This window comes from Pollutimonas rozaliensis, from assembly GCF_048751585.1.
Taxonomy (GTDB): domain Bacteria; phylum Pseudomonadota; class Gammaproteobacteria; order Burkholderiales; family Burkholderiaceae_B.
This window is the reverse complement of sequence record NZ_JAZHOB010000010.1, coordinates 165,588-179,639: the sequence shown is the minus strand read 5'-3', so window position 1 is coordinate 179,639 and position 14,052 is coordinate 165,588. Positions and strand designations below refer to the sequence as shown.

Below are 14,052 nucleotides of genomic sequence, written 5' to 3'. Positions count from 1 at the left end.
CGGCCGCCGGCCTCATTGTTCTATGGGGTCGCCGAATTCGTCAAACAAGCGGCCGCGGGGCGCCAGATGCAGGCTCAAGGCGCTGGACAAGGCCGCCATCAGCCAGAAAAGAAAAAAACCGCCCGCATACACTTGCTGCCGGCTGGCTTCCATATAGCCGAAAAAGGCGATATCCAGGGGATCGACCATGGCGAACACGGTTGCACTGGTGGCCGCGCCGACCAGGAACGAGGGCCATAAAATCCACATCAGTGAACGCCAACGCATAACAAGTCTCCTTTGTGCTTTTTTGATTGTCTAGGGCTTTTCGGACGGCGGCGGAGCCTGTACCTGCTTGCTTACCACCAGGCCGCGCTTGACGCCCCCATCGGTAATCGCCTGATCCCCGAAATTCTGCACGGCCAGCACGATGGTGATGATACAACCGACGATGGCCGCGGCCGGGCCGGCCATGAGTATCCAGGGCCAGGGTTCGCGCCACCACGGCTTGCCGCTTTCCGGTTCGGCCGCACTGCTGCGCTGCATGTCGGACATGGGATACCTCCTGAAATCATTTTGGCACAAAAAAACTGGAACGCTCGACCACGGTGGTTTCGCGTCCGTCGCCATACCTGCCTACCGTCGTGAGTTCGATATCGTACAGGCCCGGGCTTACCTTGCCTGCCGGAACCCGCAGCACGACAGGCACCAGCCGATTCGATGCCGGATCGACATTCAAGGTGGTCGCGCCATGATCGGCGGTCATGATGGATAGTTCAGGCAAGCCATTTGCGCTCAGGGTAAGACTGAGCGGCGATTCCGACGTATTGATGAACTGAAGGCGGTAAACGTTTTCCACCATGCCGCCGGCCACCTCGCGGCCCAGTACGCCCCGATCGCGAATGACATCCACGCGCAGAGTCGTGCGCGTGGCCAGCGACACGGCGAATCCGATGACGATCAGTCCCAATATCAAGGAATAAGCCAGAACCCGCGGACGCAACATGCGCTTGCGAACCTGGTTTTGCGTCAGGCCGTCGGTAATGGCCCGCCCGGACGTATAGCGGATAAGACCCTTGGCATAGTCCATTTTCTCCATGACCTGATCGCAGGCATCGACACAGGCGCCGCATCCTATGCACATGTACTGCAGGCCATCGCGGATATCGATGCCGGTGGGGCAAACTTGCACGCAAAGACTGCAATCGACGCAATCGCCCATGCCGGCTTCCTTATGGTCGATACGGCGCGAGCGCCCGCCCCTGGGTTCGCCGCGCGCGTGATCATAGGTGACGACGAAAGTGTCGTCATCGACCATCACGCTCTGGAAGCGCGCATAGGGGCACATGTACTTGCAGACAGCTTCCCGCATGAAGCCGGCGTTGCCCCAGGTCGCAAAGGCATAGAACACCATCCAGAACCACTGCCAGGGCCCGAGCGACCAGGTAAGCAGGCCCATGCCCAATTCGCGTATGGGCGCGAAATAGCCGATGAAGGTCGATCCCGTCCACCAGGCTATCAGTATCCAGATTATGTGCTTGGAGGCCTTCAGGCGGACCTTGCGCCATGTCCAGGGCTGCTCGTCCAGACGGATGCGGGCCAGCCTGTCGCCTTCGATGCGCCGCTCGACCCACATGAATATCTCGGTATAGACCGTCTGGGGGCAAGCGTATCCGCAGAACAGGCGCCCCGCCATCGCGGTGAACAGAAACAAGGCGAAAGCCGAAATGACCAGCAGGACGGCAAGGTAGATGACGTCCTGCGGCCACAGCACCATGCCGAAAATGTAGAACTTGCGCGCGGCCAGGTCGAACAGGACGGCCTGCCGGCCATTCCATTGCAGCCAGGGCAGGCCGTAGAAGATCAGTTGCGTGACGAACACCATGGCGATGCGCCAGCGCGCGAAGATACCCGACACCGAGCGCGGGTGTATCTTGCTGCGCACATCGGAAAGCGCCTTCTCGACCTGCGGAGAAACGCCACCCCCAACCTTCGATACACGCGGCGGTTGCCAGGCGGGCGCCGCCGCGGGCGCTTGCGTCGTGGGGTTGACAGGTGGTTCGCTGCTCATGTGTGGCCTTTATTTTGCTGCCGTGCTGATTCCCTGATTGGACAAGCCCCATACCCATGCGGCAAGCATGCGGATCTGGTCCTCGGTCAGGATGCCTTCCTGGGCCGGCATGCGGTTCTCGCGTCCGTTCAGGATGGTTTCCACGATAGAGGCCTCTGAACTGCCGTAAAGCCAGACGTTGTCGGTCAGGTTGGGCGCGCCCAACGCGGTGTTGCCCTTGCCTTCAACGCCGTGGCAGGCAACACAGAAAGTCTCGAAACCGCGCTTGCCCGGCACGACACGCAGCGGGTCGCTGGCCAGGCCGGACAGGGAACGCACATACTGGGCGATGTCGGCCGCCTCGGCCGGCTTGATCTGCGATTTCCAGGGCGGCATCATGCCATGCCGACCCTTGGTGATGGTTTGCAGTATCTGCTCCGGCGCGCCGCCATACAGCCAGTCGCCATCGGCCAGGTTGGGGAAATTGCCGCTGCCCCGGGCGTCGGAACCATGGCATTGCGCACAGTTGTTCAGGAACAGCCGCTGGCCGATCTCGCGCGCCTGATCATCGCGGGCGACCTCGGTGATCGGCATTTCCTTATACCGGGCGTATACCGGCCGGATCTGCTCGTTCAGGGCCTCTTGCTGAGCCTTGACCTGCTTGGCCGCCGTATAGCCCAGGCTGCCCTCGTAGCTGCCCAGGCCGGGATACAAAAACAGCATGCCCAGGGCGATGACGCAGAGTCCCACGTAGAACACCGTCCACCAGCGCGGGACGGGCGTGTTCAGTTCGGTCAGGTCGCCATCCCAGACGTGTCCCGTATCTTCGACCTGCGGAACGGTTTTCTTCAGCCAGGCTCGCTGGGTGAATAGCAGCCACAGACAGAAAATGATCCCGCCGATGGAGATGATGGCGATGAAGTAGCTCCAGAAGCCACTGACGAAATCACTCATTGGAGCCCCCTGCGTCTTTATCGGTCAAGCGTTCATCGGGCATGGCGAAAGGCAGAAGCGATGCTTCGCGGTTCGCGTCGGCCCGGCCGCGCGAGTAAGCCCACCATACGATGCCCAGAAAGGTCAGCATCGCAATGACGGTTGCAATTCCATTGACAATAGCCATCACAGCGCTCCTTCTGAAACCGCCTTGGCGGCCGCCTCTCGGCCGGCCACGCCCAGGCCTTGCAGATACGCCACTAGTGCGTCTTCTTCGGTCTTGCCCTTCAGTTGCTCGGGCGCCTTCTGGATCTGCTCGTCGGTATAGGGCACACCCACCTTGCGCAGCGCGCGCATGCGATCCTGGACATTCTCCTGGTCGATGCGGTTGCGCTGCAGCCATGGGTAGGCAGGCATATTGGATTCCTTCACGACGTCGCGCGGATTGCGCAAGTGCACGCGGTGCCAATCATCGGAATACCGCTGGCCGACCCGGGCCAGGTCGGGCCCGGTGCGCTTGGAGCCCCACAGGAAGGGATAGTCGTAGGTCGACTCGCCCGCCAGCGAATAAGGCCCGTAGCGCAGCACCTCGGAACTGAGCATGCGGATCTGCTGCGAATGGCAGCCCACGCAGCCCTCGCGTATGTAGACGTCCCGGCCGATAAGATTGAGCGGCTCGTAAGGCTGCACGCCAGCCGTCGGCACGGTTGTGGAGTGCTGGAAGAACAGCGGAACGATCTGCACCAGGCCGGCGAATGAAATCACCAATATGCTCAGGATGATGAGCAGGCCGACGTTGGTTTCAATCAGTTTGTGGGAAAAACCGGTAGTTTTCTTGCTCATGTCGGTTCTCCTTAAGCCGTGGCCGTGGCGGATGCCGGGCCAAGCAGCGCGGGATCAACAGGATCCGGACTACGCTTATACACAACGGGATTCGGCTTGGGCTGGCCCTTAACGGTGATCCAGGTGTTCCAGGCCATCAGGCACATGCCCGACAGGAAGCACAGGCCGCCCAGCAAGCGGATCACATAAAAGGGATAAGTGGCCTTGACCGCTTCGACGAAGCTGTAGGTCAGGGTGCCATCCACGCCGGTTGCCCGCCACATCAGGCCCTGCATGACGCCGGCGATCCACATGGAGCTGATGTACAGCACCACGCCCAAGGTGGCCAGCCAGAAGTGCAGCTCGACCATCTTCATGCTGGCCATGGAACTGCGTCCGTACAGGCGCGGAATCATGTAGTAGAAGGAGCCGAAAGTGATCATGGCAACCCAGCCCAGCGCGCCCGAATGCACGTGGCCCACCGTCCAGTCGGTGTAATGCGACAGCGCATTGACGGTACGGATGGACATCATCGAGCCCTCGAAGGTGGACATGCCGTAGAAGGACAGGGCCACGACCAGGAACTTCAGGATCGGGTCGGTGCGCAGCTTGTGCCAGGCGCCCGACAGGGTCATGATGCCGTTGATCATGCCGCCCCAGGAAGGCGCCAGCAGGATCAGTGACAGGGCCATCCCCAACGATTGGGTCCAGTCGGGCAAAGAGGTGTACAGCAAATGATGCGGACCCGCCCACATATAAGTGAAGGCCAGCGCCCAGAAGTGGACGATGGACAGGCGATAGGAATAGATGGGGCGTTCGGCCTGCTTGGGCACGAAGTAGTACATCATGCCCAGGAAGCTGGTGGTCAGGAAGAAGCCCACGGCGTTATGGCCGTACCACCACTGCACCATGGCATCCTGCACGCCGCCGTAGATGGAATACGATTTCCACCAAGAAACGGGCATTTCCAGGTTATTGAAAATATGCAGGACGGCGATGGTCAGGATGTAGGATCCAAAAAACCAGTTCGCCACATAGATGTGCCGGACACGGCGCTTGGCGATGGTGCCGAAGAACACCACCGCATAGGCGATCCAGACCAGGGCAATCAGAATATCCAGGGGCCACTCAAGCTCGGCGTACTCCTTGGTGCTGGTAAAGCCCATGGGCAGCGTGATGACCGCCCCCACCAAGACGGCCTGCCAACCCCAGAAGGTGAACGCGGCCAGTTTGTCGCTGAACAGGCGCGCCTGACAGGTGCGCTGCACCACGTAATAGGACGTGGCGAACAGCGCGCTGCCGCCGAAGGCGAAAATCACGCCGTTCGTGTGCAATGGGCGCAGACGGCCGTAGCTTAGCCACGGCGTGTTGAAATTGAGTTCTGGCCAGATGAGTTGCGCCGCGATCAGTACCCCGACCGCCATGCCGACCACTCCCCAGACTATGGTGGCAATCGTGAATTGCCTGACGACACCATAGTTGAAGGTTTCAGCCTGATTTCCGACAGTATCGGAAGTGCCCATGAGCTTCCCCTAAAACAAATAAAACAATACGAGACGCCAGCATGATGGCCCGGCAGGCCCAAGCCCTCTTTGATTTGCATCAAGATGGGTCCAGTCCTGCCGTTTCTGACGTTTTCGCGCCACACTTAATCGATAAAAAACATTCGGACCGCTGTGTCGCGATCCGGCTAGCTATCTTTTCCGGCCACCTGCTTCGTATCGGGATTATCGTCGTCCAGCAGGATGGATTGCGCCGCTTCGTTCGTGTCGTCGAACTGGCCGGCGAAAATGGCCCACCAGAAGGCCGCTCCGATGGCGATCACCAGCAGCAGCGAGATCGGAAGCAGCAGGAATAAAGAGGCCTCCATGGCTTAGGGCCTGTCCAGGCCAACCGTCCCCAGCCCCCTCGCCGCCGCACCCTCCCAGGCGGTGAGCGGCGGCCGGCGGGTCTGTTGCCGGAACAGGCGCCACGAATTTGCCGCAACCGCCAGCGAGGACAGCAGCATGCTGATGGCCGCCAGCCAAGGGGCCACCCATCCCGCCACGGCCAAGGGGACCATCAACAAATGCCAGGCCACGGAACCGTACAGGTTCTGCCTTGACACCACGCCAGCGGCCTGGATCAGGCGCAGCACATCGCCGTCCCCGCGATCGGGCGCGGCGGACAGGCTGGCATGGGCCGCCGCGACGGCGGTGGGAACGGACATCGCCATGGCGCAGGGGCAACTCATGACCAGCAAGGCCACCATGACGCCCACCGCATGCGCAGGCGCATACACATACCAAAATGCCCCGACGATAAAGGCCAGCGCTATTTGCACGGTCACGAACCAGAAGGCCAATTGATTGGCGCGAATGGAAACCGCGGCGCGGAACTGCTCGACAAGATGATGGGCCCCGCCCGCGGCGATGGACTGGCGCGCGCATAATTCAAGGTAGCGGGCCGTCAGCAGAAAAGCCACGAACATCGTGACGGAGTCGAAATAGACTTCGCCGTGGCCGACCCATGTGGCGTGGGCGCTGGGGATGAATGCCGCGACGATGCCCAGCGCAACCGGCACATCCATGCCGACCCGCCCGCGCAACAGCATGCGGACCGCCCCGCCCCAGACCGGCCAGGCGCAATACAGCATGACGGGCACCGTCAGCACCAAACTGATCCAGTTCATCATGAAAATGGCTTGGTCCAGCAGTTGCAGGTTGTCCGGCGCCATGCTTTCGGAACGCAGATAGCCCGGAAAGGCGAACATCATGACCTGCATCATGGCCAGCCACCCCAAGCCCAGGCGGGCGAGCATATGGCGGCGCTTTTGCCGATCATCGCCGGAAAGCCCGTTGGGGGTGGAAAAAATGGAAAAGGCGCGCATGGCCAGAGACTATACCAAAGGCGGGATTTACCGTATTGATATTAATCAAGTCCGCGCTTGCCCCCACAATGCGTGCGGCGCCCGAAGGCGCCGCAAAAGGCCCGCGCCCGCAACCGGCCAGGCCCCCGCGCGGGCCGGCTGCAGGCAAGGCGGCGGTCACGCCACCTTAAGGCCTTCCCCCGATGGGGTCTCGAATTGCGCTTCCTCCGTGGAGCCGGTCAGGGCGGTAGTCGAGGACTGGCCGCCTTCGATGGCTTGCGTGACCGCATCGAAGTAGCCCGTGCCGACTTCGCGCTGATGCTTCACGGCGGTGAATCCGATATCCGCGGCGGCGAACTCCTTTTGCTGCAACTCAACAAAAGCGCTCATCTGCCGGCGGGCATAGCCGTGGGCCAGCTCGAACATGCCGTAGTTGAGGGCGTGGAAGCCCGCCAGGGTGATGAACTGGAACTTGTAGCCCATGGCGCCCAGCTCGCGCTGGAACTTCGCCACCGTGGCGTCGTCCAGGTTCTTTTTCCAATTGAACGAGGGCGAGCAGTTATAAGCCAGCATCTTGCCTGGAAATTGGCGATGAATCGCTTCGGCGAATTTACGGGCGTAGTCCAGATTGGGAGTCGAGGTTTCGCACCACAGCAAATCGGCATAAGGCGCGTAGGCCAGGCCGCGCGCAATGCCCTGGTCAATACCGGCCCGCGTACGGAAAAAGCCCTCGGCGGTACGTTCGCCGGTAATGAAAGGACGGTCGTTATCGTCGATATCGCTGGTCAGCAGGTCGGCCGCATCGGCATCGGTGCGGGCCAGCAGCAGCGTGGGCACATTGAGCACATCGGCGGCCAGGCGGGCCGACACCAGCTTGGCGACGGCTTCGCGGGTGGGCACGAGCACCTTGCCGCCCATATGACCGCATTTCTTGACCGACGCCAGTTGATCTTCGAAGTGCACTCCGGCCGCGCCCGCTTCGATCATGGATTTCATCAATTCAAAAGCGTTCAGCACCCCGCCAAACCCCGCTTCGGCATCGGCCACGATGGGGGCGAAGTAATCCAGGTAATCGGGATCGCCGGGATTTTTACCTTCCATCCACTGGATCTGATCGCAGCGCGTCAGCGCATTATTGATGCGGCGCACGACTTGAGGAACCGAATTGGCGGGGTACAGGGATTGATCGGGGTACATTTCACCCGCGCCGTTGGCGTCGCCAGCCACCTGCCAGCCCGAAAGGTAGATGGCTTTGAGACCGGCCTTGACCTGCTGCATGGCCTGGTTGCCGGTCAGGGCGCCAAGCGAGTTGACGAAAGGCTCTGTATGCAACAGCCCCCACAGCTTTTCCGCGCCCCGGCGGGCCAGGGTATGCTCCACCGACACTGAACCGCGCAGCCTTACCACGTCTTCGGCGCCGTAGCCGCGCTTGATGCCTTGCCAGCGCGGATCTTCCGCCCAGGTCTTCTGCAGGCCGCGTATCTCGTTTTCTCGTGTGCTCATGATGCTTTCCTTGAAGTGAAAAAGAAGAAGAAAGAATGAAATCGATGAGAAAAGTCTACGCCCTTGCTGCGAGGCAAACCACACTTATGTCTTATATAAGACAAAAAATATTAATGTTTAAATACAATAGCTTATATTTTTTATTTCTTAATGCGAAACGTTATTTTCCCGTATGAAACATGAAATCATGCAGCGCAACATGAATTTTTCATAAGCTGGAATTCATTTTTCATAATGCGGGAATGCAGGTGGCCAAGAGTACAATAAGGGCAGTCCTTGAACTCGACGCCGCCTTTCCAGCATCGTCACGACCCTAGATCAGCCGCAATGCAAAATCCTTCCTTAGTCCAAGCGCCCCTGGGCCAGGACGTGTCCTACCCCAATTCCTATGATCCCGGCCTTCTGTTTCCCATCGACCGAGCCGCCAACCGGCGTTCGCTGGAAATTCCCGGCCCCTGGTACGGCGCCGATATCTGGAACGCCTATGAAGTCTCGTGGCTGAATCAAAAAGGCAAGCCCACGGCAGCCCTGGCTCGTTTCATCTTTCCGCAGGAAAGTCCCATGCTGGTCGAATCGAAGTCGTTCAAGCTTTACCTGAACTCCTTCAATGAAGAGCGTTTCGATAATGCCCAGGCCGTGCGCGATATCATGACACGCGACCTGAGCCAGGCCGCCGGCGCGCCGGTCCGGATCGCACTGAATGAACTTGGGCAGGCCGAGCGCTTAAGCTGCCAGGCCCTGGAAGGCGTGAACATCGATGGCGCCGACATTGAAATCACCGCCTACGAACCCACGCCGGGGCTGCTGCGCTGCCTGCCCAACGGGGAAGTCATCAGCGAAACACTGGTATCGGAACTACTGAAATCGAACTGTCCGGTAACCGGCCAGCCGGACTGGGGCAGCGTACAGGTCCGCTACACCGGTCCGCGCATCGACCGCGAGGCCTTGCTGGCGTATATCGTTTCCTTGCGCCGGCACACTGAATTCCACGAGCATTGCGTCGAGAAGATGTATTGCGACATCTGGCATGCCTGCAAGCCGCAATCCTTGTTGGTGTATGCCCGCTATACGCGCCGCGGCGGCCTGGACATCAATCCATGGCGCGGCAGCGAACCGGCCGAGGTAAGCCAGTACCGCGGTCTAAGGCAATAGGCGCCTTAGGCGCGTGCCGTGGCGGTGTGCGCGATGCTCCGGCCGGCCGATTTGGCAACCATCACGGCCAGCACCGCCGCCACCGTAAAGCCCGTGGCGGCTCCGAACCACGGTCCCTGACGCAGGCCGGCATCCAGCATCAGGCCGAAGCCCACCGGCGCCAGCGAAGAGCCCACGTCCATGCCCGAATACACCAGACCGTAGACCGTGCCGGTGGCGCCCTTGGGCGTTACCCGCCGTATGAGCATGTCGCGCGAGGGAGCTGAAACGCCCGAGCAAAAACCCGCCGCGGCCACCAGCACCATGGCGAAGGAAGGCGGAACCGATCCCAGAGCCAGCACGACCAGCAGCCCGCCCGCCAGGAGCAGCGAAATGGCCACGGTGCGCTCGGTGTTTGGCGTGGCGCCGACCAGGAAGCCCCCCGCCAGCATGCCCGCGGCGGCGGCGACCATATAGGCCGACAAGGTCGTGCCGGCCATGACCTTGTCGATGCCGTAGACATCGCCGAGCATCGGTATGGTGTAGTTCTGGACGGCCGACAGCGCCATGGACGTAAAGGCGAAGAATAGGAAGGCGCCCCACAGCGCGGGCTGCACCAATAGGATGGCCAGGGTCTGGCCGACCGTTTGTTGCGCCAGGTCGGCCGGCGCATCGGCGGCCGCGGCTTGCTCCGGTTCGAGCGCCGCATTCCGTCCGGCCAGAAGATCGCGGCCCAGCCAGGTCAGCAACAAGACAAACGCCACCAGCGCGGCCGCCGCATAAGCGGCAATCCGCCAGTTAGACACATGAATGATGCCCGCCATGAAAACCGGCGTAAGCGCCCACCCCAGATTGCCCGTCAACCCGTGCGTGCTGAAGGCATGGCCCAGCCGTCGCTGGCTGACTCGGTGATTGATGATGGAGTAATCCACAGGATGGAACACCGAATTTCCCAGACCGCCGATAATGGCCGCCAGCATCAGCATGGCATAGCCGTTGGAGGCGGCTATCAGGACGCCTGAAACCACGAAGCTGGCCAGGCCGAAGCGCAATACCGGCGCGGGACCGATACGGTCGACCACGAAACCGGACGAAGCCTGCCCCAGGCAGGACACCAGAAAAAACACCGAGGCCAGCATTCCCAGCTTGACGAAATCGTAGCCGTACTCGTGCGCCAGCGACAAGTACAAGGTGGGAAACACCAATTGGAAAAAGTGTGACGAAGCGTGCGCCGAGGCGATCAGGCCGATAATGCTCCAGTCCCGGCGTTTCAGGGCTGGCGTATCGGGGACTTGGGCTGGGCTTGCGGCGGTCATCGCGCTCTCGTGAAAAGCATCAACTGCGCCGGTCGGATCGATCTCGTATTTCGGGCCACGCGCGGCGCAAGTAATAGCACATGGACCAGACGGTCAGGATGGCGGCGATGACGATCAGGATCTGGCCGATCAGTTCCAGGGATACGCCATGGAACGGCCGCCAGTACAACAGGCAAGGAATGGCGATCATCTGCGCCGCGGTCTTGAACTTGCCCAGCCAATGCACCGCCACGCTGCCGCTGGCTCCTATTTTAGCCATCCATTCGCGCAGGGCTGAAATCGTGATTTCACGCCCGATGATAATCAGTGCAATGAAAGAGTCCACCCGGTTCAAATCCAGCAATATCAGCAGAGCCGCGCACACCATCAGCTTGTCGGCCACCGGGTCCAGGAAGGCGCCGAAGGACGAGGTCTGGTTCCAGCGCCTGGCCAGCCAGCCGTCGAACCAGTCCGTCAGGGCGGCAACGATGAACGCCAACGCGGCCACGGTGTCGCGCAGCGGCACCGAAATCCAGTCGGCCGGAATGTAGAACAGCGCCACGATCAGGGGAATCATGGCGATGCGCAGCCAGGTGAGTGCAATAGGTAGATTCATGGGCATAAGATGAATACTACCTTATCGGAGCGCCTGATAGATACGTTCGGCCAACTCGTCGGAAATCCCTTCCACGGATCTCAGGTCGTCGACGCTTGCATCGACCACGCCGGAAAAGCCGCCAAAACGCGCCAGCAGCTTCTGGCGGCGCCGCGCGCCTATGCCTTCGATCTCCTCCAGGCGCGACACATTCCTTGCCTTGGCCCGCTGCGCCCGCATGCCTGTAATCGCGAACCGGTGGGCCTCGTCGCGAATCTGCGCGACCAGCATCAGGGCCGCCGACTCTATTCCCAAAGCCACGGGGGCGCGGCCATCGACGAAGACCAGCGTCTCTAGGCCCACCTTGCGCCCCTCCCCTTTGGCCACTCCCACGATGGTCTGCGTATCCAGACCCAATTCCACGAAAACCTGCCGGGCGATCTCGACCTGCCCCTTACCCCCGTCGATCAGCACCACGGTGGGCATCTCGGCCTGTCCGTCGGCCACCCGGCTGAAACGGCGCGTCAGCACCTGGCGCATGGCGGCGTAATCGTCTCCGGGCGTGATGCCGGCAATGTTGTATCGGCGATACAGCGACGGCTGCATCGCATGGTGCTGATACACCACGCAAGACGCCTGCGTCGCCTCGCCGGCCGTATGGCTGATGTCGAAGCATTCGATGTGCAAGGCATCCAGGGCGGCCTCATCGGTATCCAGCTCCAGGACCGTCGCCAAAGCCAGGCTGCGCGCCGCGCGGGCGCTGGACTCGGTCAATAGGCGCGCCAGCGCCAGCTCGGCATTCTTCACCGCCTGCTCCAGCCAGGTCTTGCGCATGCCTTGCGGCTTGACCAGAACCCTGGCCTTGACGCCGGTCTGCTCGGCCAGCAAGCCGATAAGGTCCGGATCGGGCAGTGCATGCGAACAGACCAGCACCGGAGGCATGCCGCTGTCCATATAGTGCTGGGCGACGAAAGCCGCCAGCACCTCGCCCGGGCTGTCATCGTGGGTATGCGCCGGAAAAAACGGCTTGTCCCCCAAATGCCTGCCGCCGCGCACCATGGCCAGGTTGACGCAGATGCGCCCGCCGGCCGAAGCGACGGCGATCACATCCACATCGTCGTTGCCGACTTTCTCCATCGATTGCTGCTGCAATACCTTGGCCAGCGCGCCCATCTGGTCGCGCAGCAGCGCCGCGCGCTCGAACTCAAGCTCCTCGGACGCCTCGTGCATGCGCTTCTCGATATCGCGCAACACCTTGCTGGCGCGGCCGTCCAGGAACTGCACGGCGCGCTCCACATCGGCGCGATAGGCTTCGGCCGATATCAGGTCCACGCAGGGTGCCGAGCAGCGCCCTATCTGATGCAGCAGGCAAGGCCTGGAGCGATTGGCAAAGACACTGTCCTCGCAGGTGCGCAGGCGGAACACGCGCTGCAAAATCTGTATGGTTTCGCGCACGGCCCAGGCATTGGGATAGGGCCCGAAATACCTGCCCTTGCCGCTGGTGCTGCCGCGGTAGTAGGCGATGCGCGGTATATCGTGGCCGCTGAACATCAGGTAGGGATACGACTTGTCATCCCTGAACAGGATGTTGTAGCGCGGCTTCAGGCGCTTGATCAGGTTGTTTTCAAGCAGCAATGCCTCGGCTTCGGAGCGCGTGACAGTGACCTCAAGCCGCACGACCCGCGCCACCATATGGCTGATGCGCGGACTGCTGTGCGTCTTCTGGAAATACGAATTCACGCGCTTTTTCAGATCGCGCGCTTTGCCTACGTACAGCACCTCGCCCTGTGCATCGATATGGCGATACACGCCGGGCAGATGCGGCAGATCAGCCAGAAACGATTTGAGATTGAAGTCGTCGGGCATATTGATAGCGTTCATCGGCCTGCAAGGCATCCCACCCGGCCGCGGGCGTCCGGGGCATCAGGCGGCGTATGCGCTGGATAGCCGCGGCGCTGTGCTCCACTTTCAGGCGAGCCAGCAAATCGTCGGCCAGGTCGGGACGGTTGCATACCAGCACCATGTCGCATCCCGCCCCCAGCGCGGCCTGGGCACGGGCCAGGATGTCGCCGGCCACCGTCGCGCCTTCCATGGTCAGGTCATCTGAAAACACCACGCCGTCGTAGCCCAGGTCCTGGCGCAGCACCTGCTGTATCCAGTGCGCGGAAAAGCCGGCGGGATGCGGATCGACCTTGGGATAGATGACATGGGCCGGCATCACCGAAGGCAAGACCATGTCGCCCAGCCAGCCGTAGGGCGCCGCGTCCTCTTGCATGATTTGCTCGAAATCGCGTTGATCCACGGGAATCTCGTGATGCGAATCGGCCTCGACCGCCCCATGGCCTGGAAAATGCTTGCCGCAAGCGGCCATGCCCGCCAGCATCAGCCCTTGTATCAGTGCGCGCGCCAGCATGGCCACGACCCGGGGATCCCGGTGGAAGGCGCGATTGCCGATGACTTTGCTGACCCCGTAGTCCAGATCCAGGACAGGTGTAAAGCTCAGATCCACGCCGCAGGCGCGCAATTCCGCCCCCAGCACATAACCCGCTTCCGATGCCAGGCGCATGGCGGCCAGCGAGTCCTCGGACCAAAGCTCGCCGAACACGCTCATGGCCGGAATGGACGTAAAGCCATCGGTCCGGAAGCGCTGCACCCTTCCACCCTCGTGGTCGACCGCGATCAACAGGGGCTCGTCGCGCTCGTCATGGATGGCCTGGCACAAGGCGGCCAACTGTTCGCGATGATCGAAGTTGCGGGCGAAGAGAATCACCCCGCCCACCAGCGGATCGCGCAGACGGGCGCGCTCGTGCGCCGTCAGCACGGTTCCTTCAACATCCACCATGACCGGGCCGGGGGGCAGAGTCGCGCGCGTATTTTTGGCTACCATAATGCGTCT

Annotated in this window: 15 protein-coding genes; 1 reads left to right on the top strand and 14 read right to left on the bottom strand. The window is 61.4% G+C overall.

Features of this window, described 5'->3' with window-relative positions; translation table 11 throughout:
• Positions 1-12: 12 nt before the first annotated feature.
• The 10 genes from V0R37_RS19080 to aceA form a co-directional block, all read right to left on the bottom strand.
• Entirely contained in the window at positions 13-267 is a 255-nt protein-coding gene (locus V0R37_RS19080; protein WP_420376053.1) for a hypothetical protein, read from the bottom strand.
• A gap of 30 nt (positions 268-297) precedes the next feature.
• A complete protein-coding gene (locus tag V0R37_RS19075; protein WP_420376127.1) occupies positions 298-525 on the bottom strand; it encodes a FixH family protein in 228 nt (75 codons plus the stop codon).
• 25 nt (positions 526-550) lie between these two features.
• The gene (ccoG, locus tag V0R37_RS19070; RefSeq protein WP_420376052.1) at positions 551-2,050 is read right to left on the bottom strand and encodes a cytochrome c oxidase accessory protein CcoG; all 1,500 of its coding nucleotides are present in this window, start codon (positions 2,048-2,050) and stop codon (positions 551-553) included.
• A 9-nt stretch (positions 2,051-2,059) separates the two neighbouring features.
• The gene (gene ccoP, locus V0R37_RS19065; protein WP_420376051.1) at positions 2,060-2,983 is read right to left on the bottom strand and encodes a cytochrome-c oxidase, cbb3-type subunit III; all 924 of its coding nucleotides are present in this window, start codon (positions 2,981-2,983) and stop codon (positions 2,060-2,062) included.
• Positions 2,976-3,149 carry a cbb3-type cytochrome oxidase subunit 3 gene (locus V0R37_RS19060; RefSeq protein ID WP_420376050.1) on the bottom strand — a complete coding sequence of 58 codons (174 nt, stop codon included), beginning with the start codon at positions 3,147-3,149 and terminating at the stop codon, positions 2,976-2,978. The genes ccoP and V0R37_RS19060 overlap by 8 nt, the downstream gene beginning before the upstream one ends.
• Complete coding sequence (gene ccoO / locus V0R37_RS19055; RefSeq protein ID WP_420376049.1) at positions 3,149-3,805, bottom strand: cytochrome-c oxidase, cbb3-type subunit II; 657 nt, start codon at positions 3,803-3,805, stop codon at positions 3,149-3,151. Before ccoO ends, V0R37_RS19060 begins: the two co-directional genes overlap by 1 nt.
• Positions 3,806-3,816: 11 nt before the next feature.
• The gene (gene ccoN / locus V0R37_RS19050; RefSeq protein WP_420376048.1) at positions 3,817-5,307 is read right to left on the bottom strand and encodes a cytochrome-c oxidase, cbb3-type subunit I; all 1,491 of its coding nucleotides are present in this window, start codon (positions 5,305-5,307) and stop codon (positions 3,817-3,819) included.
• Positions 5,308-5,474: 167 nt separating this feature from the next.
• Entirely contained in the window at positions 5,475-5,654 is a 180-nt protein-coding gene (gene ccoS / locus V0R37_RS19045; RefSeq protein ID WP_420376047.1) for a cbb3-type cytochrome oxidase assembly protein CcoS, read from the bottom strand.
• 3 nt (positions 5,655-5,657) lie between these two features.
• Entirely contained in the window at positions 5,658-6,653 is a 996-nt protein-coding gene (locus V0R37_RS19040; protein ID WP_420376046.1) for a P-type ATPase actuator domain-containing protein, read from the bottom strand.
• Positions 6,654-6,809: 156 nt separating this feature from the next.
• Positions 6,810-8,135, bottom strand: a complete 1,326-nt coding sequence (gene aceA, locus V0R37_RS19035) for an isocitrate lyase (RefSeq protein ID WP_420376045.1) — start codon at positions 8,133-8,135, stop codon at positions 6,810-6,812.
• A gap of 327 nt (positions 8,136-8,462) precedes the next feature.
• Here aceA and queF point away from each other — a divergent pair, with 327 nt between their 5' ends.
• Positions 8,463-9,287 (top strand): NADPH-dependent 7-cyano-7-deazaguanine reductase QueF, encoded by an 825-nt coding sequence (gene queF / locus V0R37_RS19030; RefSeq protein ID WP_420376044.1) that lies wholly within the window; start codon positions 8,463-8,465, stop codon positions 9,285-9,287.
• 5 nt (positions 9,288-9,292) lie between these two features.
• Here the strand turns inward: queF and V0R37_RS19025 are convergent, their stop codons facing one another.
• From V0R37_RS19025 to nagZ, 4 genes are read right to left on the bottom strand one after another with little or no spacing between them, the layout of a single operon-like run.
• Entirely contained in the window at positions 9,293-10,582 is a 1,290-nt protein-coding gene (locus tag V0R37_RS19025; RefSeq protein ID WP_420376043.1) for an MFS transporter, read from the bottom strand.
• 19 nt (positions 10,583-10,601) lie between these two features.
• Entirely contained in the window at positions 10,602-11,183 is a 582-nt protein-coding gene (pgsA, locus tag V0R37_RS19020) for a CDP-diacylglycerol--glycerol-3-phosphate 3-phosphatidyltransferase (RefSeq protein ID WP_420376042.1), read from the bottom strand.
• Positions 11,184-11,198: 15 nt separating this feature from the next.
• Positions 11,199-13,022, bottom strand: coding sequence for an excinuclease ABC subunit UvrC (gene uvrC / locus V0R37_RS19015; RefSeq protein ID WP_420376126.1), 1,824 nt, complete (start codon positions 13,020-13,022; stop codon positions 11,199-11,201).
• Positions 12,985-14,043 (bottom strand): beta-N-acetylhexosaminidase, encoded by a 1,059-nt coding sequence (gene nagZ / locus V0R37_RS19010; RefSeq protein ID WP_420376041.1) that lies wholly within the window; start codon positions 14,041-14,043, stop codon positions 12,985-12,987. The genes uvrC and nagZ overlap by 38 nt, the downstream gene beginning before the upstream one ends.
• Positions 14,044-14,052 lie beyond the last annotated feature (9 nt).

Bases quoted from the DNA above. Each gene is read 5' to 3' on its own strand.
- ccoO (WP_420376049.1), bottom strand. From the start codon at position 3,805: ATGAGCAAGAAAACTACCGGTTTTTCCCACAAACTGATTGAAACCAAC.
- pgsA (WP_420376042.1), bottom strand. From the start codon at position 11,183: ATGCCCATGAATCTACCTATTGCACTCACCTGGCTGCGCATCGCCATG.
- nagZ (WP_420376041.1), bottom strand. From the start codon at position 14,043: ATGGTAGCCAAAAATACGCGCGCGACTCTGCCCCCCGGCCCGGTCATG.
- ccoS (WP_420376047.1), bottom strand. From the start codon at position 5,654: ATGGAGGCCTCTTTATTCCTGCTGCTTCCGATCTCGCTGCTGCTGGTG.
- uvrC (WP_420376126.1), bottom strand. From the start codon at position 13,022: ATGCCCGACGACTTCAATCTCAAATCGTTTCTGGCTGATCTGCCGCAT.
- queF (WP_420376044.1), top strand. From the start codon at position 8,463: ATGCAAAATCCTTCCTTAGTCCAAGCGCCCCTGGGCCAGGACGTGTCC.
- V0R37_RS19025 (WP_420376043.1), bottom strand. From the start codon at position 10,582: ATGACCGCCGCAAGCCCAGCCCAAGTCCCCGATACGCCAGCCCTGAAA.
- aceA (WP_420376045.1), bottom strand. From the start codon at position 8,135: ATGAGCACACGAGAAAACGAGATACGCGGCCTGCAGAAGACCTGGGCG.
- ccoG (WP_420376052.1), bottom strand. From the start codon at position 2,050: ATGAGCAGCGAACCACCTGTCAACCCCACGACGCAAGCGCCCGCGGCG.
- V0R37_RS19060 (WP_420376050.1), bottom strand. From the start codon at position 3,149: ATGGCTATTGTCAATGGAATTGCAACCGTCATTGCGATGCTGACCTTT.
- ccoN (WP_420376048.1), bottom strand. From the start codon at position 5,307: ATGGGCACTTCCGATACTGTCGGAAATCAGGCTGAAACCTTCAACTAT.
- V0R37_RS19075 (WP_420376127.1), bottom strand. From the start codon at position 525: ATGCAGCGCAGCAGTGCGGCCGAACCGGAAAGCGGCAAGCCGTGGTGG.
- V0R37_RS19080 (WP_420376053.1), bottom strand. From the start codon at position 267: ATGCGTTGGCGTTCACTGATGTGGATTTTATGGCCCTCGTTCCTGGTC.
- V0R37_RS19040 (WP_420376046.1), bottom strand. From the start codon at position 6,653: ATGCGCGCCTTTTCCATTTTTTCCACCCCCAACGGGCTTTCCGGCGAT.
- ccoP (WP_420376051.1), bottom strand. From the start codon at position 2,983: ATGAGTGATTTCGTCAGTGGCTTCTGGAGCTACTTCATCGCCATCATC.